Here is a 22,137-nt window from a genome sequence, read left to right as displayed (position 1 = left end):
GCGGGGGTGCGGTGATGCCGAGGATCGCCGTCGTCGGAGGAGGGATCGCCGGAGTCACCCTGGCGTGGCGCCTGTGCGAGTCCATCCGGGGGACCGCCGTCCACCTCTACACCGGGGAGCCGTACCGCAGGGCCGACGCGAGCGCGGCCTCCGGCGGGCTGACCCGGGCCTTCGAACCCGACCCCGACCTGTGCATGGAGGCCGCCGCGAGCCTCGCCGAGCTCCAGTCGGACCCCGTGCTGCAGGCCTGGGCCTCCTACCGGGAGACCGGGTCGGTGTACCTGATGCCGGCCCTGGGCCGCGACACCGCCGAACTGGTGGACGCCGTACGGAGCCGCATCCCGGGCTCGGTCGAACTGCTCGACGCCGGGCGGCTCACCGCCCGGGGCGCCTTCCGCGACCTGCCGGAGGGGAGCGTCGCAGTGGTGGAGCGGCGGGCGGGCTACGTCTCGCCGAACGCGCTGCGCGACAAGCTCCTGGTGGAACTCGCCCGATCGGGGGTGTTCGTCGTCGACGGCCGGATCGAGACCGTCACCCGCGAGGGCGAGGTCCACCCCGTCGGCGGGCCCCCGGCGCGGTTCGACGTGGTCGTCGTGGCCGCGGGCGCGTGGACGCGGACGCTGCTGGCCCGCACGGGCCTGCCGGACGGCGGGCTGCGGACCAAGACCATCCAGTACGTGCTCACGCCGTCGGGCCCGGGAGGTCCGGGCGCGTTCGTCGACGAGACCACCGGCCTGTACGGCAGGCCGTACGCCGACGGGCGGATGCTGCTCGGCCTGCCCACCGACCGCTGGGACGTGCCGCCGGGCGCGGCGGTGGCCGACCCCGCGCTGACCACCCGGATCCTGGACACCGCTCGGGCCAGGATCGGCCACGGGCCGCCCGGCGGGAAGGGCGGCGGAGGCGCCGAGGTCACCGCGGTGGCCGCGGTCGAGTGCTATCACGCGACGGGCGCGCTCTCGCTCCGCCCGCTGGCACAGGGGATCTACACCTTCACCGGCGGGAGCGGCGGGGCGGGCAAGACGGTGCTGGCCGCCAGCAGGACGGCGGCGCGCAGCCTGGTCAGGACGCTGCGGTGACCGCGCCGGCCGGCCGCGCCGGCTCGCGGCGGGGCTCCGGCTCCGCCGCGGCCGGGGCGGGGGCCGGGGTCGCACGCGGAGTCTCCCGGGTGGGCGCCTCCCGCTCGGAGGACGCCTGCGCGGGGACGCCGTCCTCGATGCGCCGGACCATCCGCTCCAGCTCTTCGGCCGTGGCGGCCTCGGCGTGCGAGGCGCCGCTGCGCCCCTTGGCGCGGGAGAGGGCCCAGAAGCGGCGGGTGTGCTCGCCGTACCAGACCGTCCAGCCGGGCAGCCGCGCGGCCAGCGCCCGCGCCGCGGCGGCTCCTTCGGTGTGCTCTTTCGCCATCGTGACCCTCTTCCGTGGTGCGCTCCGTGATGCATCGGCCGGGACGGGTCCCTTACCCGGGAACACCCGTCCCATCCGCACCGGGGGTCGCCGCGGGCCGATTCTTTGCTGAAGCATTGCGCATCGGCGGGCGTCGGCGCGTCACAACACGCTGAAAGTCAGGTAGCAGTAGTCGTCGAGCATCTTCGTCAGCGGTCGGCCGGGCCGGCCGAGCTCCGCGGCCAGGGCCTCCTCGCCGAGTCCCGACTCCGCCAGCACGCCCAGTGCCCACTCCCGGCCCAGCCGCAGGTGGGCGGCGTAGGCCGCCGGGGTGCGGGCGCCGTGCAGGCGCTCGGCGATCGCCGCGTCCCAGGGCATCACGGCCCTGGGCCGCAGGGCGTGCAGGGCCTTGGAGGCGGCGGTGGAGCCGAGCGAGCGGGGGCGGGCCCCCGCGGTGGCGGGAGCCGCGGCGAGGTCGGCGTAGCACAGGCCGAGCCGGTCGATCCCGGCGTCCGTGAGCCGGGTCAGCGAGTCGTCCGGTCCGGGCAGGTGGGCGGCCCAGCGCGACCACCAGGCGGCCACCGACTCGCCGAAGACGTCCGGCTCGCCGGGGCGCGGGTTGCGCAGCCGGCAGCCCCAGGAGTTCAGCCAGGCCAGCAGCGCGCGCGGGTGGCCGGGGACCGAGAGGTCGAGCGCCGGAGCGGTCTCCCGGAGCAGGCGCTGCCAGGACCGTTCGGGGCCGGCGAAGCGGGCGAACTCCGTGACCGCCTCGCGCAGGGCCGCCAGGTCCGGGCCCGGCGCGTTCACAGCGGCACGCGGCCGGCGGCGCCGGACGCGGGGACGAGGGCGAGCGCGGGCCGGGTGCCGCGCCGTACGGCGAACCCGGCGACGGCCGCGACCAGGAACACCAGCACGCCGTACACCACGGCGGGGATCGCCATCCGGGGGTCGCCCAGCAGGGCGGGGCTCACGGCGACGGCGATGGCCAGGGTGCTGTTGTGGATGCCGATCTCCATGCACGAGGCGACGGCCTGCCGGGGGGCCACCCCCGCCAGGCGCGGCAGCCAGTAGCCGGCGGTCAGGCTCACGACGCTGAACAGCAGGCAGACCAGGCCGACGGCCCGGATGTCGGCGGCGAGCCCGTCCGCGGCGGAGACGACCGCGACCGCGATCACCGCCGCCAGCGTGACGACCGAGAGCACCTTGACCGGGCGGGCCATCCGGTCGGCGAACGCGGTCCTCGCGGCCCGGATCAGCATGCCGAGGGCGGCGGGGACCAGGACGACGGCGAAGACCTGGACGGTCTTGTCGAACTGCAGGCCCAGCGTGCCCGCGTCGGCGTAGAAGTACGCCAGGGAGAGGTTGGCGACGAGGGGGAGGGTGAAGACGGCGGTCAGGGAGTTGATCGCGGTCAGCGTGACGTTGAGCGCCACGTCCCCGCCGAACAGGTGGCTGTAGAGGTTGGCGGTCGGGCCCCCGGGCGAGGCGGCCAGCAGCATCATGCCGACCGCGAGGGAGGGCGGCAGGCCGAAGGCCAGGACGAGCCCGAAGCAGACTGCGGGCAGCAGGAGGGCCTGGCAGACGAGCGCGACGAGGACGGCCCGGGGGTGGACCGCGACGCGGCGGAAGTCGTCCGCGGTCAGGCTCAGGCCGAGACCGAACATGATCACGGCGAGGGCGGCGGGGAGCAGGACGCTGCTGACGGTGGGACTCATGGCGGTCCCTGCCTTTCGTGACGGGACATCATGGATCGTGACCGGACGCGGCCGCCGCACGTGACCGGACGCGACCGGGTACGGCGGGCGGGGTGGACCGAGCGGGGGTACGGCGGGCCGGCCGGGGGTGCGGCCGGCCCGCCGGCGAGCCGGGAGGAGCGGGGAGCGGTCAGGAGAGGTCGAGGCGGACGACCCAGCGGTGCCGGCGGTCGCTCTTGGCCTCGGTCTTGAGCAGCCGGCGGAACCCGGCCCGCTCGAACATGCCCATCGTCCCCACGTAGGCGAGGGAGGGGTTGACGCGTCCGCCCTCGGGATCGACGGGGTAGCCCTCGATGGCCGGCGCGCCGTACCCGCGGGCGTGCTCCACGGCGCCCAGCAGCAGGGCCTCGGCGACGCCGCGGCGGCGGTGGGAGGCCCGCACGACGAAGCACACCACCGACCACACCGGGACGTCGTCGACCGCGGGGATGGTGCGCGAGCCGGTCAGCCGGTCCATGTCCGCGCGGGGACCCACGTTGCACCAGCCCGCGACCTCTCCGTCCACGTAGGCCAGGAGGCCGGGCGGAGGATCGGCGTCGACCAGGGCGCGCATGACCTCCCCGCGTTCGTCGGCGGTCCTCCGGTTGTACTCGGCCGTGGTCAGACGCCAGGCCAGACACCAGCAGGTCTGCCTGTTCTCGGTGGGGCACAGGACGGCGCGGAGGTCGTCCCAGCGCCCGGCGTCGGCCGGATGAATTTCGACGGGCATACCGTGGATCCGTTTCTGGGGGAGGCCGGGCGCATGGGCCGCGCCGGTTCTCCCCACGGGCTTTCGAGTTTTACAGGGACTTGACTGAGAGGGGTGAAAAGGGCTCGGGAAGCGCGGTGGGAGGGTTCCTGAAAAAGGGGTGGAAGGGCGGGGTCAGGCCAGCGCGGGCGCGAGCGGCCGGCTCCCGCGGCGGGTCAGCGAGGCGAGGATCCGCTCGGTGCGCTCGGTGGGCTCGGTGTCGAGGTCGTTGCGGAGCCGGCGGCGGCACAGCTCGTACCAGTCCCTGACCCGGCCCAGCTCGCCCAGCTCGCCGTGCATCATCATCAGCGTCTGGTAGGTGTCCTCGTGGTAGGGGTCGAGGGAGATGATCCGGCGGCACCAGTGCATGGCGGCCGGCCAGTCCTCCCGCTCCAGGGAGTCGGCGCGCAGCACCGCCAGCGCGCGCAGTGCGACGCCCTGCGCCCACTGCCGCTGCTCGTTGATCCAGTCGCTGGCCTCGCCGGTCAGGAAGTCGCCGGTGTAGAGGTCGGCGGCGGTCTGGAAGCACTCCAGCGCCCGCTGGTGCTCCTTGGCGGCCCAGAGGTCGCGGCCCCGCTGGAAGGCCCGCTCGAACTCCTCCAGGTCCACCCACGCGCTCTGCGCCTGCAGCATGTATCCGTGGTCCTGGTGGACCAGCCGGAACCCGTCGTCCCCCTCGTGGGCCCCCAGCACGCGGCGGACGGCGTGGACCGCCACCTTCAGGGAGCTGGAGCTCCGGTCGTCGCTGTCGGGCCAGAGCACCTCGTGGAGCCTGTCCCGGTGGACCAGCCGGCCGCGGTTGACCAGGAGGTACTGGAAGAGCGCCCGGGCCTTGCCCGCACGCCAGTGGGCCACCGGCAGTCCGTTGATCTCCAGACGGAAGTTGCCCAGGCAGTGGACCGTCACCGCCGGCGTGGAATCCGTGAGCATGGGGGCCGCCCTTTCCATAGGACCCGGAGGGCCGGTGCGGCGCTCCGAACCCGGTCATCGGGTCTGACCGGAACGCTATGGAACCGCGGAGGCCCTGTTCAAGGGCGCTGCCCACAAGGTGCAAGGGGGACTACGACTTTAGTCGTAGGGGGGTGCACACCTCGCGCTATGTACGGCGGGCGACCACCCGTGAACGATGAGTGCGTCGCACCCCCCTAGCCAGAAGGCAGCGCGATGACGCATCCCGTGTACAAGATCGAAACAGCGGTCCGGCCGGCGGCCGTAATCAGCGGCCGGGCGGTGCGGCTGTCCTGGACCGAGGCGCGGCCCGCAGTCCAGGTGATCTTCCAGCTCCGGCTGTTCGCCGGCGCGCTCATCGGAGCCGGGACGCCGGCGGACGTCTCCTGGGGGGTGATGGCGGCGGGAGCGGCGGCTTGGCTCCTGCTGACCTGGTCCGCGTACCTGCTCAACGGCGCGGCCGACGTCGTCGAGGACCAGTCGAACGGCTCCACCCGGCCGATCGCCCGCGGCGACCTGTCCGCGCTCACCGGAGGGCGGCTGGCCCTCCTGCTCGGCGCCCTCGGCCTGTCGCTGGCCGCGGCGCTGTCGGAGCGGTTCTTCCTCCTCGCGCTCCTGCTCCTGGTGCTCAGCTGGGCCTACTCGACCGGCCCGGCCCCGCTGAAGAACACCGTCGCCGGGGTGCAGGTCGCCGTGGTGGGCGCGGGCCTGGTCACCTACCTGGCGGGCATCAGCGCGGCGGGCGTCCCCGTCACCGGCACCGTGCTGGTGTTCGCGGTGGCGATGTCGGCCTGGATGGGCATCGGGGGGCTCGCCAAGGACCTGTCCGACGTCGCCGGGGACCGGGCCGCGGGGCGCCACACCCTGCCGCTGCTGTGGGGCGAGCGCCGGGCCAAGCTCGCCATCGCGGCCGCGGCCGTGGCGGTGGGCGGCTCCTTCCTCGCCGCGGCCCTGGCCGTCGCGCCGGGCCTGGTGCCCGCCGCCGCGCTGGTCCTCGCCGGCAGCGCCGCCCTGGCCGCCGTCTCGCTCGGCCGGTGGAGCACCGGGGACCGCAGGGCCCAGCGCCGGCCGTACCGGCTCTTCATGCTGACCCAGTACTCGGCGCACCTGACCGTCCTGGCGGAGGTCGTGATCCGCTGACCGGAGTCGGCGCCGAACGATCGAGGCGGGTCCGGATGGTTCCGGACCCGCCTCGATCGTTTCCCCGCCCCGAGCGTTTCCCCGGCTCCGGCTCCGGTCCCGTCGTCCCCCGCTCGCGCGAGCGCCCGGAGACCCCAGGGTCTCCGGGCGCTCGCGGGATCCGCTAGGGCAGGGCCGGCTCCTCCTCCCGCTCGCTCAGCTCCGCGATGAGCTCGGCCGCCGCCACCGCCGCGGCCCCGTGCACCGGGACGGCGGCGATGGCGGCGGCGAGGTCGGCGGGGACGGGGTTGTCGAACACCTGGCGGAGCGGCACCTCGACGCCGAGCAGCTCCCGCAGCGCGTACGCCAGGCGGGTGCCGCTGAGCGAGTCGCCGCCGAGCCGCAGGAAGTTGCCGGTGCGCTCGACCGGCTCGGAACCCAGCACGTCGCCCATCAGCGCGCCGATGACGAGCTCCAGCGCGCTGCCGGGCCCGTCCGGGCCCGCCGGCGGCCCGGCCTGCGCCGCCGGGTCCTCCCGCCCGGCCAGCGGGGGGTGCCCGGCGGCCTGGGCGGGGTGTCCGGGGGCCTGGGCGCCGGTCGCGCCGCCGGCCCGCTCGGTGAGGGCCAGCCGGTCGGTCTTGCCGTTGCGGGTCAGCGGCAGCGCGTCGACGACCTCGACCTTGGCCGGCACCATGTACGAGGGCAGCAGTTCCCGGAGCCGGGCGCGCAGCGCGCGCGGGTCGGGCCGGTCCGGGCCGGCCTCCTGGCTCCCGGTGACGAAGGCGTGCAGGCGGCGCACCCCCCATCCGCTGCGCGGGGCCACGACGACCGCGGCCTCGACCGAGGGCTGGTCCCGCAGGACCGCCTCGATCTCGCCGAGCTCGATCCGGTAGCCCTGGATCTTCACCTGGTGGTCCTCGCGGCCCAGGATCTCGATGTTGCCGTCGGGCAGGTGGCGCCCGACGTCCCCGGTCAGGTAGGCGCGCTCCCCGCTCTCCGGGAGCGCCGTGAACTGGGCCGCGGTCCGCTCCGGGTCGTCGAAGTACCCGTGCGCCAGTCCGACGTCGCTCACCACCGCCATCTGCCCGACGGCCCACACCGGGCGGCGCCGCAGCTCGTCGTCCACGACGAGGTAGCGCTGGTTGGTGATCGGCTTGCCGTACGGGATGCTCGTCCAGGCCGGGTCCACCTCGCCGACGGGCGAGAACACCGACCAGCAGATCGTCTCCGTCGGCCCGCCGGAACCGACGAACAGCAGGTCCCCGGCCTGGGCGCGCAGGCGGCCGGGGAGGGTGAGCGGGATCCAGTCGCCGGACAGCACGGCCAGCCGCAGGGTGGACAGGGGACGGTCGTCGCGGATCTCGGCCTGGCCGACGAGCATCTCCATGATCGCCGGTACGGAGTTCCAGAGCGTGACGCGCTCCTCCTTCACCCGGTCGGTCCACCGGTCGGGCTGGGCGCGCTCGAAGGGGTCCGGCAGCACGACGGTGCCGCCGGCGGCGGGCACGCCGAACACGTCGTAGACCGACGCGTCGAAGTGCAGCCCCGAGATGCCGAACAGGCGGTCGTCCGGGCCGACGCCGAACCGGGCGTTGACGTCGGCGACGAGGTTCGCCACCCCGCGGTGGTCCACCATCACGCCCTTGGGCTCGCCCGTCGACCCGGAGGTGAAGATGACGTAGGCCAGGTCGCCGGGGCTCTGGACGGAGGGGAGCGGGCCGTCGTCCCCGGTCTCGAACTCCTCGTCGACCCGGTGCACGGTCACGCCCTCGGGCCAGGCCAGCCGTTCGGCCAGGTGCGACTGGGTGAGCACGTGCCGTACGCGCCCGCGCTCGATCAGCCGGGCCAGCCGCTCGGCGGGGGCGGCGGCGTCGACGGGGAGGTAGGCGGCGCCGGAGGCGAGCACGCCGTACACGGCGGCGTACTGCTCCCAGCCCTTCTCCATGACGACGGCGACCAGCTCGTTGGCCCGGACCCGGCCGCGCCGCAGGCGGCGGCCGATGCGGCGGGCGTAACAGGACAGCTCGCCGTAGGTGAGCCGGCGGCGGCCGTCGACGACGGCCTCGGCGTCCGGGTGCTCGGCGGCCCTGGCGAAGACGATCTCGTGCAGCAGCGCGTCGGGCACGGGCCCGGCGGTGGAGTTCACCTCGTCGACGAGCCTGCGGTCTGCGCCGGGAAGCACGTCGGGGCGGGTCCGCGTCCAGTCGGGCCCGCCGTCGGCCAGCCGCTCCAGCAGCGCCGTCAGGGCGCCGGACATCGACGCGCACAGGCCGGGCGGGAACACGCCGCCCCCGGCCTCCCAGCGCAGGTACAGCCCGCCGTCCTCCTGGCGGAAGCCCAGGTCGAGCAGGGGCCGCTCCACGCTCCCGGGCTCGCCGGCGGTGGCCGGCGCGAACTCCCGGCCGGCCTGCGGACGGGCGGGCGGACCGGCCTCCAGTGTGCCGACGACCACCGGCAGGCCGGCCGCCCCGGCACCGGTGCCGGTCGCGGTGCCGGTCTGGGCACCGGTCGGGGTGCCGGCCAGCGCACGGGCGATCGCCTGGTCGAGCTTGGCGGCCCTGACCCCGAACCGGTCCCCGGTGCGCGGGGCGGCCACCGGGACGGTGGTCCCCTCGGGCGAGCGGTAGGCCAGGTGGAAGTCCGGGCTCTTGGCCCACCCCCGCAGCACCTCGGCGAACGCGGCCACGATCAGGGCCTCCGGGCGGGCGCCGTGGGCACGGGCGGCCTCGGTCAGCGCCCGCCAGCGGCGGGGGGAGATCCGGTACTCGTGCCGTTCGGCCGGGGCGGGGGCGCTCGGGCCCGCCGCGACCGGGAGGTCGGGAGGGGCGAGGAGCGCCGGTCGGTCCGGCTCCTGGTGCAGAGCGGTCATGGATTCCTCCATTCGAATTACGTCGGCGCCGGGAACATAAGAAGGACCGGTTATGCCCAGGCAGATTTCCTGACAGAGAATATGACTGCAAGTCCGCGTCGTAACCGGTCGATAACCGGTCGTGGTTACGGTCGCCGGGACCGAGAAAAGAATTCCCGACCCGACCGGAAAAGAGGACGATGGCATGGCGAAGGCATCATTGGGCCGACACGCCGATTTCAACCGGCTGTGGGCCGGACAGACGGTCAGCAATTTCGGCGACAAGATCTCACTGCTGGCGCTGCCCACCATCGCGATCGTCACGCTCGGCGGCGGTCCGGTGGAGGTCGGCGTGCTGGGGACCCTGAGGTTCCTGCCCTTCTTCCTGCTGGCCCCACTGGCCGGACTGGTCGCCGACCGGGTCTCGCGGCGGTCGATCATGATCGCCGCGGACCTCGGGCGCTTCCTGGCGCTCGCGAGCATCCCGGTGGCGTTCGCGCTCGACGCGGTCACGCTGCCGCACCTCTACGTCGTGGCCGCGGTCGTCGGCGTGCTCACGACGTTCTTCGAGGTCTCCTACCAGTCCTGGCTGCCGCAGCTCATCGGCACCGAGAACCTGGTCGAGGGCAACACCAAGCTGCAGATCAGCCGGAGCCTCGCCGAGGCCCTCGGCGCGGGCGCGGGCGGTGCGCTCATGCAGGTCCTGGGCGCGGCCAGGGCCGTCACGGTGGACGCGTTCACCTTCCTCATCTCACTGGTGGCGCTGCTGTTCATCCGGCACCGCGAGGTCCGCGAGCGGGTGGAGGGGCGCAGGAACTCCGCGGCGGCCGACATGAAGGAGGGCATGCGCACGCTGTTCGGCACGCCGGTCCTGCGGAGCCTGTTCGTCTCCAACGTCGTGGTGAACTTCGGCGCGGCCATCGGTGACGCGCTGATCCTGGTGTACGCCTACAACGTGCTGGGCCTCAGCCCCGGCCAGGTCGGCATCGCCTGGGCCGTCATGGCCGTCTTCGTCATCGTCGGGGCGGTCCTGTCCGAGCAGGTCGCCAAGGCCCTCACCCTCGGCCGGACGCTCGTCCTCGTCGCGGTCGTGCTCGGCGCCGGCTACATCCTGGTCCCGTCCGCCGGTGCGGTCGGCGGCTTCGCGGGCCTGCTGGTCGTCCAGGCGGTCCTCGGGTTCGTCAGCCCGATCTTCGACATCCACGTGCTCAGCCTGGTGCAGGGGGTCACCCCCAACGACCAGATGGGCAGGGTCGGCGGCACCGCGCTCGCGGCGGTCTACGGCGCGCTCTCCGTCGGTTACGCGGCCGGCGGCGTGATCGGCGAGACCGTGGGCCTGACCCCGGGCCTCGTGCTGGCCGGCGTGATCATCGCCCTCGGCGGCCTCACGCTGCTCCTGGGACCGGTGGCGGCCATCCGGGAGCAGCCCGGCGGAGAGGAGCAGGACGTGCACGAGGAAGGGGAGCCGGAGGACGGGACCCCGGAGGACGACCCCGAGCGTCCGGTGGCGTCCGTCACCGGATGACGGACGCTGAAGGACGCTGAAGGACGCAGAGCGGCGCCGACCGGTGCCCACCGGCACTGACCGGCGCCGACCGGCACTGACCGGCACTGACCGGCACTGAGGGACGTCGGCGGACACGGAGGCGCAGGAGGACGCGAAGGGCGCGGAAAGCGCAGGGGCGGGCCCGCACGAGCGGGCCCGCCCCGCTCGGCGTTAGCCCCGCTCGGCCTCCGGACCGGGGCCCTCCGGCTGCGGTCTGCTCCGATCCGTCCCGCCCGGATTCCGGCTCAGCCCTCCGTCCCGCCCGGATTCCGGCTCAGCCCTCCGGCGCGGCGTGTACGGCGGGTTCCGGCTCAGACCGTCCCGGAGGCCAGGAAGCGCGCGACGTCCGCCGACTCCTCGGCGATCCCGGACTCGATCTCCGGCGGCAGGGGTCCGAACGGCGTGACGCCGACGGCCCGCTCCCGGCGCGTCCAGGTGGCGACCGCCAGCCCGTCCGCCAGGACGACCGGGCGGATCTGGCCGCCGCCGGGCCACACGCGCCCGGCGTGGGCGGCCGGCACCGAGAGGTCCCTCGTCCGGTAGCCCACGAGGTAGCCGTCGTAGGCGGGCAGCAGCCGTACGTCGGGCGGCCCCTCCCGCCCCGGTTCCTCCGCCTCCGCCAGCCGGGTCCGGGGCAGGACGTGCACCTCGCCGCCGATCCCGGCCTCGGCGACGTCCTCGAGGGCGTGCCACCCCTGCCGGGCCAGGCCCGCCGGCAGGCCCGACCAGGCGATGAAGTCCCCGGCCGAGGCGGGGGCGTACGCGGCGAGGTACCGGCGGGCCAGTTCGGCCGCGGCCTCGCGGGCCGGCGGCGGAGGGCCGCCGGGCGGGACCAGGTCGTCGAGGAGGGCGAACGTCGCCTCGCCCGCGCGCTCCGGGCCGTGGCAGATCCGCCCGCGCAGCGCCGTGCGGCGGATGAGGTGGAAGGCGGCCTGGCCGGTCGGGGGCACCCCGAGACCCGCCAGCCGGGCCGTGAGCTCGGCGCGGGTGAGCGGCCCGTCCGCGCCCACGGCCTCGGTGATCAGGCCCTCGGCGCGCTCCTGGAGCCGCTCGTCCAGGCCGAGCTCGGCGTACCGGCGGCGGCTCGCCGCCAGGAAGACCGGCCCGAGCAGTCCCAGCAGCCACCTGGCGTCGTGCGCCGCCACCGCGTGCAGCGTGCCGCGCATGAACCAGCCGCGGACGAGGGCGGAGCCGTACGCGGCTGAGACGTCCCTCCGGGTGATCCGCGCGCCGCGGGCCCGCAGGCCGAGGGCGGCGGCCTCGGCGTCCTGAGCCTGGATCGCGAAGGCGCGGCCGACGACCTCCGCCACGTCGCCGCCCCTGACGCCGCCGGCCAGCCCCTGCGCCCGGGCGCGCATCAGCCGGGCGCGCTGCGGGGTGATGATCGGCACGAGGCCCCACCCTAGTGGAGGTCCGCCGAAGTCGACCAGATGATTACGATCATGTACGGTTTTATCTCTCTTGCCGACAAGTGCCGATTTCGAAACACCTTCGAACATCCGGAGTGCTCGCTTGCCGGACTTCACGGAACTTCGTACTATCTGCGTTTTAAGCATGTTTTGTGATTAATGTAATGATCCCGGTAAACGGGCGGAACTGCTCCCTAGTGTCGAGGTGTGGGATGGCGCTGCGCGACGACGAGAGTTCCGATGGGGAGGAGCCCGGTTATGACAGGGAAGCCGTTCACGCCGAGGTCGTGGCCTCCTACCGGTCGCTGCTGAGCTCCGCGGGAAGCGTCGTGCTGAGCGACGAGACGGTGGTCGAGCAGCTCGTCCGGCAGGCGGGCCTGGTCGTCGACGACGTGCTGGCCCGCCGCAGCGGTGCCCCTCCGGAGGAGGACGCCCTGTCGCTCCCCCTCAGCATGGAGATCGGCGCCACCCGCGCGCAGCAGGGCGTGCACCCGACGCAGTCGCTCCTCGCGGCCGCCCTCATGTTCGAGGCCGCCTTCCCGGTCCTCGCCCGCAGGCTCGCCGCGCGGGACGGCCTGGACGCGCAGGAGCGGACGGTGACCATCGGCCTGGACCTGCAGCGGGCCATCATGGTGCGGCTCGCCGTCGGGTCGGTGCCCTACGTCAACTTCCTGCTCGCCAAGCTGCTCTCGGCCCACCAGGACGAGCGCCACCGGATCGCGCGTGACCTCCATGACCGGATCGCCCACGGGATGGGCGTGGCGCTGCAGCAGCTCGACCTCTACGAGGTCTACCAGGGCGACGACCCCGAGCGCGCGGCCGCCAACCTGGCGATGGCCCGGCAGGCGATCAACGAGGGGCTGCAGGGCACCCGGCGGCTCTCGGCGGACCTGTGGGAGCGGGTCGGCGACGACAGCCTGGAGGCCGCGCTCGGCAAGTACCTGCGCATCACGGTCCCGCGCTCCACCCGCACCACGCTGACCACGACCGGCGGCGAGCCGAGCCTCCCCTGGGAGGTCCGGGAGGAGATCTACATCCTGCTCAGGGAGGCGGTGCGCAACGCGCTGCTGCACTCGGGCACCGCGGAGATCCACGTGGAGGTCGAGGGGCGGGACGGCGTGCTGCGCGCGGCGGTCAGCGACCGCGGATGCGGGTTCGACGTGACGGCGACGCGGGCGGCGCGCAGCGGCGGAGGACTGACGTCGATGCGGGAGCGGGCCGCGCTGCTCGGCGGCACCGTCAACCTGTCGAGCCGGGTGGGGGAGGGGACGACCGTCGAGGTGCTGGTGCCGCTGGGGGAGGACCCGGCCCTGGGGCCGTGGAGCAGACCGGAGGCGGAGGACGCCGTCACCGGTGAGGAGAGGGCGGGAGACGTTGACCGATCCGGATGAGCGGCGGATCAGGGTGGTGCTGGCGGACGACCACACCCTGTTCCGGGACGGCCTGGCGGAGCTGATCCAGACCGACCCGGCCTTCCAGGTCGTGGGGCAGGCGGCCGACGGGGACAAGGTCCTCGCGTTGGTGCCGGTCCTGCGGCCGGACATCGTCATCGTGGACGTCGAGATGCCGGGGCCCGGGGCCCGGGCGGTCGTCAGCCGGCTCCGGCAGGTCTGCCCCGAGGCGACGGTCATCGTCCTGACGATGCACCAGAACTCCAGGATCGTGCAGGAGCTCCTCGACTGCGGGGCGGCCGCCTACCTCGTCAAGAACATCGCCCGCGACCAGCTGATCGCGGCCCTGCACGCCGTCCACCAGAGCCCGCGCAACGTGCTGCTGTCGGTGTCGCGCGAGACGCTGGGCCACGGGGAGCAGACCGAGGGGGGCGGCCGGCCGCTGTCGGCGCGGGAGATGGAGGTGCTGCGGCTGACCGCCGACGCCTACTCCAACTCCCAGATCGCCACCAGGCTCGGCATCACCGAGGCCACGGTGAAGCGCCACCTGTCCAACATCTACGCCAAGCTCGGCGCCGTCTCGCGGGTGGACTCGGTCCGCAAGGCGATGGCGGCCCGGCTCATCAACCCGGTCATCGACTCGGGGCGGAACGGCCGGCCGCCGGAGTGACCGCGCCGCGGAGGCACCCGGAGAACGCGGATGTCCGGGAAGAGTCCGGGGCCGGTGCAGAGGGCGACCGCGCCGCGGAGGCTCCCGGAGAGCCCCGCGGCACGGGCCCGGGCGCGGGGAGGCGCCGTCACCTGCCGTGCAGCAGCCGGAGGAACTCGCGGTTGCTCGGCAGCGTGGCCAGCAGTTCCCGCTGCTCCTGCTTGACGTCGGCGAACAGCGCCCGCGCCTGCTCGATCGAGCGCTCCTTGTAGGTGAGCGAGGGGAGGGGGTTGTCGGGTAGGCAGCCTAGCCCGGCGAAAATGCAGTAATAGCTACCATTTGTCCAGAAATTCCGAAACTCGGCCTCGAAGTTACCGTAATAGGTTCCCTCGTCCGTTACCGGCTGGTTGATGGGGAGGCCGGCCTTGTAGGCGGCCATCTTCCCCTTGATGTTGTCCGTCAGGTGCAGTTCCTTGTTCGCCTTCCAGAACGGCGTGTCGACGCGCGGCGAGTAGTAGAAGTGGGCCTGGAGGAAGTCCCGGGTGTCGTCGAACATCTCCTCGATCTCGCGGTTGAACCCGTCGACCAGGGCGGGATCGAACCGCCGGTCGGGGAAGTGCTTGGCGAGCTGGAAGATCGCGGCGTAGGTGAAGTAGATGCCGGTCGACTCCAGCGGTTCCAGGAAGCACGAGGCCAGGCCGATGCTGACCACGTTGTTCACCCAGGCGCGGCGGTTGCGGCCGACCCGGAAGCGGATGTGGTTGAAGGAGGTGGAGTCGGGGTCGAGGTTCCACAGGCGGGAGAAGTCGGCGGTCGCCTCGTCCCTGGAGGCGAACTGGCTGCTGTAGACGTAGCCGCTGCCGAACCGGCCCAGCATCGGGATCTTCCACGCCCAGCCCGAGGGCATCGCGATGGAGGAGGTGTACGGCTCGATCCCCTCCGCCTCGTCGTCGTGCGGGATGGAGGTGGCGACCGCGCTGTCGTTGATCAGGTGGTCGCCCATGTCGATGAACGGCTCGGCCATGGCCTTGTTGATGAGCAGGCCGCGGAAGCCGGAGCAGTCGACGAACAGGTCGCCCTCGAGCGTGAGGCCGCCCTTCGTCCGCAGGGCCGTGACGAAGCCCCGCTCGTCCACGACGGGCTCGGTCATCTCGTCCTGGACGTGCACGACCCCCTGCTTCCCGGTGGCGAAGCGCCGCAGGAAGTCGGCGACCAGGTGCGCGTCGAAGTGCCAGGCGTAGGCGGTCGAGCGGCGGCCGTCCAGCCAGCGCGGCGAGAGCCTGGCGTCCATGAGGGGCGGCTCGCGGAAGCACGCGTAGTCGAACGGTTCATCGGTGCGGCCCTCGTGGACCTCGTTGTACCAGTAGTGCGAGAGAGGTAACCCGTCGTGGGAGCGCAGGATCCCGAACGGGTGGTAGAACTGGTCCGGCCGGCCGTCCTCCAGCGTCCGGGGGGTGCTCTCGCCCGCGCCGGGCGTGCGCCAGTTGACGAACTTGACCGCCATCTTGAAGCTCGCGTTGCACTCGGGCATCCACTCCTCCTCGGGGATGCCCAGCACGTCGAAGAACGCACGCTGCAGGTTCGGCACGGTCGCCTCGCCCACACCGATCCTGGGGATGGCGGGCGCCTCCAGGACCGTGATCCGCACGCCGCCCTGCAGCACCTTGCCGAGGTAGCTGGCGGCCATCCAGCCCGCCGTGCCGCCACCGAGGATGACCACGTTCTTGATGCGATGATCCACTGCGCGTCCTCCGTTTCCTGGGACCGTGCCGGGCGTCACCGGCGCGGAACGTCGTCGTTCACGGTGGACCGTAGGCCGGGCGGGTCGGTCCGGGGTTACGCCTCCGCAGGGACCCCGGCCGTCGACGTAACCGGGCGCCGTCGACGTAATCGGGCGCCGTCGGCGTAACCGGGCACCGACCCGGCCGCGCCTAGGGTCCCGCCGAACCCGGCCGGACCCCGGCCCCGAGGACGCGAGGGAGCCGCGAGAGCCCGGAGGGTCCGCAAGCGAAGGAGCACGGCATGACCGAGACCCTGCCCGCGAGCCCGTCCGCGACCCTGCCCGCCAACCGGGCCGCGAGCCCGTCCGTGATCCCGTCCGTGGGCGGTCCGCCCGCGAGCCCGTCGGCGGGCCCGGCCGGTGACGGCGTGACGGCCCGCCCCGCGCCGCCCGTCCACCGGGGCGCCCTGTGGATCGGCGGCAGGTGGACCCCGCCGGACACCTGCGAGAGGTTCACCGTCCTCGACCCGGCGCGGGAGGAGGTCGTCGGCAGCGTGCCCGCCGGCACCGCGGACGAGGCGCGGCGGGCCGTGGAGGCGGCGGCCGCGGCCTTCCCCGGCTGGGCCGCCCTGCCGCTGGAGGCCCGGCTCCGCCCCCTGCGCAGGCTGCTGGAGCTCATGGAGGCCGACGCCGGGTTCCTGGCGGACACGATCGCCCGGGAGGTGGGCATGCCCCGCCACCTGGCCCGCGGCGTGCAGGTGGAGTTCGCCCTCGGGGTGCTCCGCTCCTACCTGGAGACGCTGCCCTCCCACCCCTTCGAGCAGCGGGTGGGGGGCTCGGTGGTCCTGCGCGAGCCCGTCGGCGTCGTCGCCTGCATCACCCCCTGGAACGTCCCGCTCCTGCTCGTCATGCAGAAGCTGGTGCCCGCGCTCGCGGTGGGCTGCACCGTCGTGCTCAAGCCGAGCGAGCTCGCCCCGCTCAACACCTTCCGCCTGGCCGACCTGCTCGCCGAGTGCGACCTGCCGCCGGGCGTGGTCAACCTGGTCAGCGGCGCCGGCCCGGTCGTCGGGTCGGCCCTGGCCGAGCACCCCGGCGTCGCCATGGTCTCCCTGACCGGCTCCCAGCGCGCCGGCCGGAGCGTCTCCACGCTCGCGGCCGACACGGTCAAGCGGGTGCACCTGGAGCTCGGCGGCAAGAGTGCGAACGTCGTCCTGGACGACGCCGACCTCGAGACGGCCGTCGGCGCGGGCATCCGGCAGGCCTGCTTCAACTCGGGCCAGGCCTGCCTGGCCTGGAGCCGCCTCCTCGTCCCGGAGGCCCGGTACGGCGAGGCGGTCGAGATCGCCGCCGCGACCGCCGCCTCCCTGCGCACGGGCGACCCCTTCGACCCGCGCACCGACCTGGGGCCGCTGATCTCGGGGGCCGCACGGGCCCGGGTGCGCGACCACATCCGGCTCGGGGAGCGGGAGGGGGCCCGGCTCGTCGCCGGCGGCGCGGCGGCCCCCGAAGGCCTGGACCGCGGCTTCTACGTCCGGCCCACGGTCTTCGCCGACGTGCACAACGGGATGAGGATCGCCAGGGAGGAGATCTTCGGCCCGGTGACGGTGCTGATCCCGTACGCCGGCGAGGACGACGCGGTGCGGATCGCCAACGACAGCGACTACGGCCTGCACGGCGCCGTGTGGTCGGCCTCGACGGAGCGGGCGCTGGCGGTCGCCCGCCGGATCCGCACCGGGAGGGTCGACGTGAACGGGGCGCCGTTCAACCTGCTCGCGCCGTTCGGCGGGTACAAGCGGTCGGGCAACGGGCGCGAGCTGGGCGACTGGGGCGTGGAGGCGTTCTGCGAGGTCAAAGCGGTGCAGATCGGCCCGGGTGAGGCGCAGGTGGAGATCGGCGCCCGCTGACGGCTCCGGCGGGGCCTCTGCCACCGGGGCTCCTCGGGGAGCGCCGGTTCACGGAGAGGCGGGCCCGGCGGGCGTCCGCCGGGCCGCCGCCGCCGCGCCGAGCAGGACGAGCAGGAGGACGACCGCCATGAACACCTGCCCGTGCAGGCCGAGGACGAAGACGGTCCGGTCGGCGAACTCCGGGTCGTATGCGGCGGTGCCGGGGAACAGCAGCGCGCCGATCATGCCGACCCACGGGACGGACAGGACGGCGGCGGCGTGCAGCAGCGCGTTCCGGCCCTGCCGCAGCGCGAGGGTCAGGCCGATGAGGCCGAGGAGCACGGTCATCACCATGTACTGGGCGTCGTGGAACTTGGCGTGGGGCGGCCAGCCCGGGTTGAAGGCGTGCTGCGCCGCCAGGTCGGGGATGACGAGGTCGGCGAGCACGGCGCTGACCGTCGTGGTCGCCGCGACGAAGGTGATCAGGAGACGGGGGAGGCGCATGGGAGGCCTTTCTGCCTGGGAGTCCAGGTGCGAGCGGGGTGAGCGGGTGTGTGGGGAGCGCGTCCGGTGGGTGCGGATGAGCGCCTCCCGGACGGGGCCGGCGGGTCCGGCCGGACTCCACCGGGAGGCGCTCACTTGCATCCTCACTGTCAGTGCAGGCCCCGCTTGCCCGGGGCCCAGAACGGCTTGGTCCTGACCGAGGCCCGCGGCCAGTTGCGCTCGCGCACCAGGAAGTCGCGCACCATCTGGCAGGTCCTGGCCTCGCCGGCCACGTAGGCGGCCCCCGCGTTGCCCGGCAGGTCGAGCTCGGCCACGGCTTCGAGCAGCACCCGGGAGGAGACGGCGGGGGCGCCGCGGCGGTGGACGCGGCGCAGCGGCCGCGCCCCGGGCAGGGGCAGGTCGTGCTCGGGGGACTCGCCCTCCAGGACGCCGTACACCTCGGCCGAGGCGCCCAGGGCCCGGATCATCGGCCCGAAGGCGGCGCCGGCGGTCTCCTCCCCGATGAACACGTGGTAAGCCGCCTCACGGGTGAAGAAGTCGCCCTGCGGCCACCAGAAGACCGTCCGGTCGCCGGGCCGGGCCGTCCGCGCCCACGTCAGGCCGATGCCGTCGCCGGCGTACAGGTGGACGCGCAACTCGATCGCCTTCCGGTCGGGACCGAGCTCCCAGATCGTGTAGGTGCGCAGCGTCTCGGCCGGGCGCAGGATGCCCGACACCGACAGCGGGTCCTTCAGCTGGATCCTGATGTGCTGGCCCGGGGTGTAGGGGAAGGCGACGGGCCGGTCGGTCTCCAGCCGGATCCGGCGCATGGCGGGGGTGACCTGCTCGGCGACGGTGACGGTCGCCTCCATGGCGTACTTGCCGAACAGGCGGTCGCGCATCGTGCGGGCCATGTCAGGTGTCCTTACGCCGCCGGACGTGGGCCGCCCTGGACAGCCCCCACCACACGGCCGCGACCAGCACCGTCACCGTCAACGTCACCGCGAGAACGGTCCACCACGGATGAGACTCCACACTCTCTCCTTAATGGCTCTAGATTATTTAGAGTCACTAAGGAAACATAGATGCCCTAAGATGTCAACGGCAGCCGAGGGATCGACAAGAGGAGTGACGATGTCCGCGAGCACCGGCAGACGGGAGAGGCTGCGCCAGGCCACCCTGGAGGAGATCCACGCGGCCGCGCGCAAGCTGCTGGTCGAGCAGGGCTCGGCCGCGGTGACCGTCAACGCGGTCGCCCGGCGGGTCGGCATGAGCGGCCCGGCCCTCTACCACTACTACGCCGGACACGACGAGCTGGTCGGCGCGGTGACCGCCGGCTTCTTCCGCGAACTGGCCGCCGCGATGGAACAGGCCCGCGACGCCCGCCCCGGCGCGCCGACCGGCGACCGCATGCTGGCCGCCTGCCGCGCCATGCGCGCCTGGGCCACCGCCCACCCGGCCGAGTTCGGCTGGATCTTCGCCAGCCCGATCGCCCCACCCGACCGGCGGCCGGACTCGGCGCGCCACCGGGCCGCCCTGCGGTTCGAGCAGGTCCTGCTGGATCTGACCGTCGAGCTGTGGCGGACGCGGCCGTTCCCCGTCCCCGACCCGGCCGGCCTGCCCGCGTCCCTGCGGGAGCAGCTGACCGCCTACTCCGCCGCCATCGGGGGGCGGCTGCCGCCCGAGGCCGCCCACGTCTTCCTGTCGTGCTGGATCCGGCTGTACGGCCTGCTGTGCATGGAGGTCCTGCACCAGCTGGACTTCGCCTACACCGACATGGAGCCCGTCTTCGAAGAATGCCTGCGCGACCTGGCCGCCGCCCTCGGCCTCGCCTACTCCGGCCCGCCGGACGCGTGACGGGGCCGGTTCATCCGCGTGACGTCAGCCGCCGCCCTCGGCCTCGACCACTCCGGCCCGCCGGACGCGTGACGGGCCGGTCCGTCCGCGTGACGTCAGCCGCCGCCCGCGGCGGTCTCCCAGAGCATCGTCGGCCGGCCGCCGCGCAGCGCCTCCCAGGCGACCCTCCGGTAGCACGACGCCACCACCGAGTCGCGGGCCAGCCCGGACGCGCCGTGCAGGTGCACGGCGTCGCGCGTGACGTCCAGGGCCGTCTCGGCGGTCAGGGCGAGCAGGCCGGCCGCGTCCGCGGATCCGAGCACCCCCCGGTCCAGGGACCTGGCGGCGTCGGCGACGGCCCAGCGCACGGCGTCGAGCCGGGCCAGCAGCCCTGCCACCCGCAGCCGCGGCGCCTGGTGCCTGGACAGCGGCTGGCCGAACTGCCGGCGGCCGCGGACGCGTTCCACCACCGCCGTGAGCGTGGCCGCGGCGAGTCCCATCAGGAGCGCCGCCTGGTAGACGGCGCCGCGCAGGCCCACGCGGGCCAGCGCCCGCTCCGCCTCGCGGCCGCGCAGCAGCACCGCCTCCGCGGGCACCCGGACGCCGGTGAGGGCCGCCGCCGCGGCCGGGCCGCCGCCCCGGTCGGCCAGCTCGCGCAGTTCCACACCCGTGCCGGGCAGGGTGACCAGGCTCACCTGGGGGCCGTCGGAGGTCTCGGCGAGCAGCAGCAGCGCGCCCGGCTCGACCCCCACCGAGAAGGGGCCCGCCGTGCCGGAGAGCAGGCCGCCGTCCCCGCCCGGGTCCGGCCGCCAGACCAGGCCGGTGGACAGGCAGCCCTCCAGCCCCGGCAGGCGGCCGGGGATCGGCACCGGGAGCCCGCCCGCCCTGATCCGGTCGAGCAGTCCGGCGCGGTCGGGCACGGCGGCGAGCAGGTCCAGGGTGACGAGCGTGCCGAGCAGGGGCAGCGGCTGCATCGAGCCGCCGACCTCCTCGCACAGCATGCTCACCACGGCGTGCCCCAGCTCCAGGCCGCCGCGCTCCAGCGGCACCCCGAACTCCCAGGCGCCGACGTCGGTCAGGGCCTCCCACGCCTGCTGCGGGCTCCCGCCGCCGTCCAGCAGCGCCTGCCGCACGGTCAGGCGGAGCTGGCGGAAGAGCGGGTCCTCCTCCTCCCACTCGGTCCACCACTCGCCGGTCATCGGCTCCATCGCGGTCATCGCGCCTCCCCGCGCAGATCGTCCCCCGGCCGCGGGCGCCCGCGGCCGGTCCCGTCCGAGGGCGCGGTCACGGCCGCACCTCCGCACCCGAGTCGAGGCGCAGGCGGGCCAGCGTCTCCAGCATCATCTCCGAGGTCCCGCCGGAGATCCGCATCCCCGGAGCCTCGCGCGCCGCCACGTCGAGCGGGTCGGCGACGCCGTCCTCCCCGGCGATCATCGCCTGGTCGGCGCCGCGCTCGGCCGCCCACCAGGCGATCTCGGCGGCCAGCTCGGTGGTGTACCACTTGGCGGCCGCCGCCTCGTCCTCGTTGAGCTCGCCCCGGTCCAGCCGGGTCAGCACCCGCCGGACCAGCGTGCCCGCCGCGACGAGGCGGGCGTTGAGCCGGGCCAGCCCGATCGCGTCGTGCTGGCCGATCCCGCCCCGCAGCCGCCCGGTGGCGGCGGTGGCGGCGCGATGCCAGCGCAGCGCCTTGACGTAGTAGTCCAGACCGGTCCGCTCGTAGGCCAGCGTCCGGACGACGATGGCCCAGCCCTGGCCGGGCTCGCCCACGACGTCGCCGGGCCCCACCTCGACGCCGTCCAGCGTCACCTCGTGGAAGTCGTCGTCCATAAGGGCCGGGATCGGTTCGATCCGGACCCCCTCGCCGGCGAGGGGGACCAGGAACAGGGTCAGTGCGTCGTCGTCGTCTCGGGCCAGGCAGAGGGCGTGGTCGGCGAGCCTGGCGAAGATGGAGTGCGTCTTGGTGCCGTGCAGCCGGTAGCCGTCGCCGTGCCGGACCGCCCGGGTGGACAGCACCGACAGGTCCGAGCCCGCGTGCGGCTCGCTGAACAGCACGCAGCCGAAGGACGTGCCCGCCGCGAAGCCCGGCAGGTGCCGGGCCCGCATCTCCGGGCCGGCGCAGTTGAGCAGCGTCGTGCCGACGATCGACACGGTCAGCGTGTGCAGCAGGTCCGGCACGTCGTGCATGGCCAGTTCCTCGACCAGCACCGCGGCGGTCACGTGGCTCACGCCCCGGCCGCCGTACTCCACCGGCCACTGCGGCGCGAGCAGTCCCGCCCGGCCGAGCGCCCGGTGGACGGGCCGCGGATCGCGCCGCCGCCGGGCCTCCGCGATCGGCGCGGAGGCGAGGATCTCGCGGATCTCGTCGCGCAGCGCCCGCACGGGCGCCTCGCTGTGCTCCCACAGGAGCTCGGACGTGAGCATGGCTTCCCTCCCTCAGGTGA

Annotated in this window: 19 protein-coding genes; 7 read left to right on the top strand and 12 right to left on the bottom strand. The window is 74.2% G+C overall.

Annotation, left to right across the window (positions count from 1 at the left end; translation table 11 throughout):
- The first annotated feature begins 14 nt into the window (after window positions 1-14).
- The gene (locus tag IEZ07_RS29585) at window positions 15-1,079 is read left to right on the top strand and encodes an FAD-dependent oxidoreductase (protein WP_191897790.1); all 1,065 of its coding nucleotides are present in this window, start codon (window positions 15-17) and stop codon (window positions 1,077-1,079) included.
- Here IEZ07_RS29585 and IEZ07_RS29580 read toward each other — a convergent pair.
- The 5 genes from IEZ07_RS29580 to IEZ07_RS29560 all read right to left on the bottom strand — a co-directional run bounded on the left by IEZ07_RS29580 (window position 1,063) and on the right by IEZ07_RS29560 (window position 4,794).
- The gene (locus IEZ07_RS29580; protein ID WP_191897789.1) at window positions 1,063-1,404 is read right to left on the bottom strand and encodes a hypothetical protein; all 342 of its coding nucleotides are present in this window, start codon (window positions 1,402-1,404) and stop codon (window positions 1,063-1,065) included. The genes IEZ07_RS29585 and IEZ07_RS29580 overlap by 17 nt on opposite strands.
- Window positions 1,405-1,545: 141 nt before the next feature.
- Complete coding sequence (locus IEZ07_RS29575) at window positions 1,546-2,190, bottom strand: hypothetical protein (RefSeq protein ID WP_191897788.1); 645 nt, start codon at window positions 2,188-2,190, stop codon at window positions 1,546-1,548.
- Window positions 2,187-3,098, bottom strand: coding sequence for a bile acid:sodium symporter family protein (locus IEZ07_RS29570; protein WP_068903155.1), 912 nt, complete (start codon window positions 3,096-3,098; stop codon window positions 2,187-2,189). The genes IEZ07_RS29575 and IEZ07_RS29570 overlap by 4 nt, the downstream gene beginning before the upstream one ends.
- A 169-nt stretch (window positions 3,099-3,267) precedes the next feature.
- Window positions 3,268-3,846: a GNAT family N-acetyltransferase gene (locus tag IEZ07_RS29565; protein ID WP_068903152.1), complete on the bottom strand. Its 579-nt coding sequence runs from the start codon at window positions 3,844-3,846 to the stop codon at window positions 3,268-3,270.
- Between the two features lie 153 nt (window positions 3,847-3,999).
- Window positions 4,000-4,794, bottom strand: coding sequence for an AfsR/SARP family transcriptional regulator (locus IEZ07_RS29560; protein ID WP_191897787.1), 795 nt, complete (start codon window positions 4,792-4,794; stop codon window positions 4,000-4,002).
- A gap of 234 nt (window positions 4,795-5,028) precedes the next feature.
- Between IEZ07_RS29560 and IEZ07_RS29555 the strand changes: the two genes are divergently transcribed.
- Window positions 5,029-5,952, top strand: a complete 924-nt coding sequence (locus IEZ07_RS29555; protein WP_204054677.1) for a UbiA family prenyltransferase — start codon at window positions 5,029-5,031, stop codon at window positions 5,950-5,952.
- Window positions 5,953-6,115: 163 nt separating this feature from the next.
- Here the strand turns inward: IEZ07_RS29555 and IEZ07_RS29550 are convergent, their stop codons facing one another.
- The gene (locus tag IEZ07_RS29550; RefSeq protein ID WP_191897786.1) at window positions 6,116-8,800 is read right to left on the bottom strand and encodes an amino acid adenylation domain-containing protein; all 2,685 of its coding nucleotides are present in this window, start codon (window positions 8,798-8,800) and stop codon (window positions 6,116-6,118) included.
- A gap of 184 nt (window positions 8,801-8,984) precedes the next feature.
- Between IEZ07_RS29550 and IEZ07_RS29545 the strand changes: the two genes are divergently transcribed.
- Window positions 8,985-10,304, top strand: coding sequence for an MFS transporter (locus IEZ07_RS29545; protein WP_191897785.1), 1,320 nt, complete (start codon window positions 8,985-8,987; stop codon window positions 10,302-10,304).
- A gap of 332 nt (window positions 10,305-10,636) precedes the next feature.
- On the opposite strand, the gene IEZ07_RS29540 is transcribed toward IEZ07_RS29545, so the two are convergent.
- The gene (locus IEZ07_RS29540; RefSeq protein WP_204054676.1) at window positions 10,637-11,716 is read right to left on the bottom strand and encodes a winged helix DNA-binding domain-containing protein; all 1,080 of its coding nucleotides are present in this window, start codon (window positions 11,714-11,716) and stop codon (window positions 10,637-10,639) included.
- A 230-nt stretch (window positions 11,717-11,946) separates the two neighbouring features.
- Here IEZ07_RS29540 and IEZ07_RS29535 point away from each other — a divergent pair, with 230 nt between their 5' ends.
- Both IEZ07_RS29535 and IEZ07_RS29530 read left to right on the top strand, forming a co-directional pair.
- Window positions 11,947-13,125, top strand: a complete 1,179-nt coding sequence (locus IEZ07_RS29535; protein WP_191897783.1) for a sensor histidine kinase — start codon at window positions 11,947-11,949, stop codon at window positions 13,123-13,125.
- Entirely contained in the window at window positions 13,109-13,795 is a 687-nt protein-coding gene (locus IEZ07_RS29530; RefSeq protein ID WP_191897782.1) for a response regulator transcription factor, read from the top strand. Before IEZ07_RS29535 ends, IEZ07_RS29530 begins: the two co-directional genes overlap by 17 nt.
- A gap of 127 nt (window positions 13,796-13,922) precedes the next feature.
- Here the strand turns inward: IEZ07_RS29530 and IEZ07_RS29525 are convergent, their stop codons facing one another.
- Window positions 13,923-15,515: a tryptophan halogenase family protein gene (locus tag IEZ07_RS29525; protein ID WP_191897781.1), complete on the bottom strand. Its 1,593-nt coding sequence runs from the start codon at window positions 15,513-15,515 to the stop codon at window positions 13,923-13,925.
- A gap of 281 nt (window positions 15,516-15,796) precedes the next feature.
- Between IEZ07_RS29525 and IEZ07_RS29520 the strand changes: the two genes are divergently transcribed.
- Window positions 15,797-17,398: an aldehyde dehydrogenase family protein gene (locus tag IEZ07_RS29520; RefSeq protein WP_191897780.1), complete on the top strand. Its 1,602-nt coding sequence runs from the start codon at window positions 15,797-15,799 to the stop codon at window positions 17,396-17,398.
- Between the two features lie 48 nt (window positions 17,399-17,446).
- On the opposite strand, the gene IEZ07_RS29515 is transcribed toward IEZ07_RS29520, so the two are convergent.
- Together IEZ07_RS29515 and IEZ07_RS29510 are read right to left on the bottom strand one after the other, a co-directional pair.
- Window positions 17,447-17,881 carry a DUF6640 family protein gene (locus tag IEZ07_RS29515; protein WP_191897779.1) on the bottom strand — a complete coding sequence of 145 codons (435 nt, stop codon included), beginning with the start codon at window positions 17,879-17,881 and terminating at the stop codon, window positions 17,447-17,449.
- 149 nt (window positions 17,882-18,030) lie between these two features.
- Window positions 18,031-18,774, bottom strand: a complete 744-nt coding sequence (locus IEZ07_RS29510) for a siderophore-interacting protein (protein WP_191897778.1) — start codon at window positions 18,772-18,774, stop codon at window positions 18,031-18,033.
- A gap of 220 nt (window positions 18,775-18,994) precedes the next feature.
- Here IEZ07_RS29510 and IEZ07_RS29505 point away from each other — a divergent pair, with 220 nt between their 5' ends.
- Window positions 18,995-19,717: a TetR/AcrR family transcriptional regulator gene (locus tag IEZ07_RS29505; RefSeq protein ID WP_191897777.1), complete on the top strand. Its 723-nt coding sequence runs from the start codon at window positions 18,995-18,997 to the stop codon at window positions 19,715-19,717.
- A gap of 95 nt (window positions 19,718-19,812) precedes the next feature.
- Here the strand turns inward: IEZ07_RS29505 and IEZ07_RS29500 are convergent, their stop codons facing one another.
- Window positions 19,813-20,913, bottom strand: coding sequence for an acyl-CoA dehydrogenase family protein (locus tag IEZ07_RS29500; protein ID WP_191897776.1), 1,101 nt, complete (start codon window positions 20,911-20,913; stop codon window positions 19,813-19,815).
- A gap of 67 nt (window positions 20,914-20,980) precedes the next feature.
- Window positions 20,981-22,117, bottom strand: coding sequence for an acyl-CoA dehydrogenase family protein (locus tag IEZ07_RS29495; RefSeq protein ID WP_084008975.1), 1,137 nt, complete (start codon window positions 22,115-22,117; stop codon window positions 20,981-20,983).
- Window positions 22,118-22,137: the final 20 nt, after the last annotated feature.

The organism is Planomonospora parontospora (assembly GCA_014647935.1).
GTDB classification, from domain to species: Bacteria; Actinomycetota; Actinomycetes; order Streptosporangiales; family Streptosporangiaceae; genus Planomonospora; species Planomonospora parontospora.
This window is presented reverse-complemented; position numbering and strand designations above follow the sequence as displayed.

Bases quoted from the DNA above. Each gene is read 5' to 3' on its own strand.
- IEZ07_RS29550 (WP_191897786.1), bottom strand. From the start codon at position 8,800: ATGACCGCTCTGCACCAGGAGCCGGACCGACCGGCGCTCCTCGCCCCT.
- IEZ07_RS29555 (WP_204054677.1), top strand. From the start codon at position 5,029: ATGACGCATCCCGTGTACAAGATCGAAACAGCGGTCCGGCCGGCGGCC.
- IEZ07_RS29500 (WP_191897776.1), bottom strand. From the start codon at position 20,913: ATGACCGCGATGGAGCCGATGACCGGCGAGTGGTGGACCGAGTGGGAG.
- IEZ07_RS29515 (WP_191897779.1), bottom strand. From the start codon at position 17,881: ATGCGCCTCCCCCGTCTCCTGATCACCTTCGTCGCGGCGACCACGACG.
- IEZ07_RS29510 (WP_191897778.1), bottom strand. From the start codon at position 18,774: ATGGCCCGCACGATGCGCGACCGCCTGTTCGGCAAGTACGCCATGGAG.
- IEZ07_RS29505 (WP_191897777.1), top strand. From the start codon at position 18,995: ATGTCCGCGAGCACCGGCAGACGGGAGAGGCTGCGCCAGGCCACCCTG.
- IEZ07_RS29495 (WP_084008975.1), bottom strand. From the start codon at position 22,117: ATGCTCACGTCCGAGCTCCTGTGGGAGCACAGCGAGGCGCCCGTGCGG.
- IEZ07_RS29565 (WP_068903152.1), bottom strand. From the start codon at position 3,846: ATGCCCGTCGAAATTCATCCGGCCGACGCCGGGCGCTGGGACGACCTC.
- IEZ07_RS29560 (WP_191897787.1), bottom strand. From the start codon at position 4,794: ATGCTCACGGATTCCACGCCGGCGGTGACGGTCCACTGCCTGGGCAAC.
- IEZ07_RS29545 (WP_191897785.1), top strand. From the start codon at position 8,985: ATGGCGAAGGCATCATTGGGCCGACACGCCGATTTCAACCGGCTGTGG.
- IEZ07_RS29520 (WP_191897780.1), top strand. From the start codon at position 15,797: ATGACCGAGACCCTGCCCGCGAGCCCGTCCGCGACCCTGCCCGCCAAC.
- IEZ07_RS29535 (WP_191897783.1), top strand. From the start codon at position 11,947: ATGGCGCTGCGCGACGACGAGAGTTCCGATGGGGAGGAGCCCGGTTAT.
- IEZ07_RS29585 (WP_191897790.1), top strand. From the start codon at position 15: ATGCCGAGGATCGCCGTCGTCGGAGGAGGGATCGCCGGAGTCACCCTG.
- IEZ07_RS29580 (WP_191897789.1), bottom strand. From the start codon at position 1,404: ATGGCGAAAGAGCACACCGAAGGAGCCGCCGCGGCGCGGGCGCTGGCC.
- IEZ07_RS29570 (WP_068903155.1), bottom strand. From the start codon at position 3,098: ATGAGTCCCACCGTCAGCAGCGTCCTGCTCCCCGCCGCCCTCGCCGTG.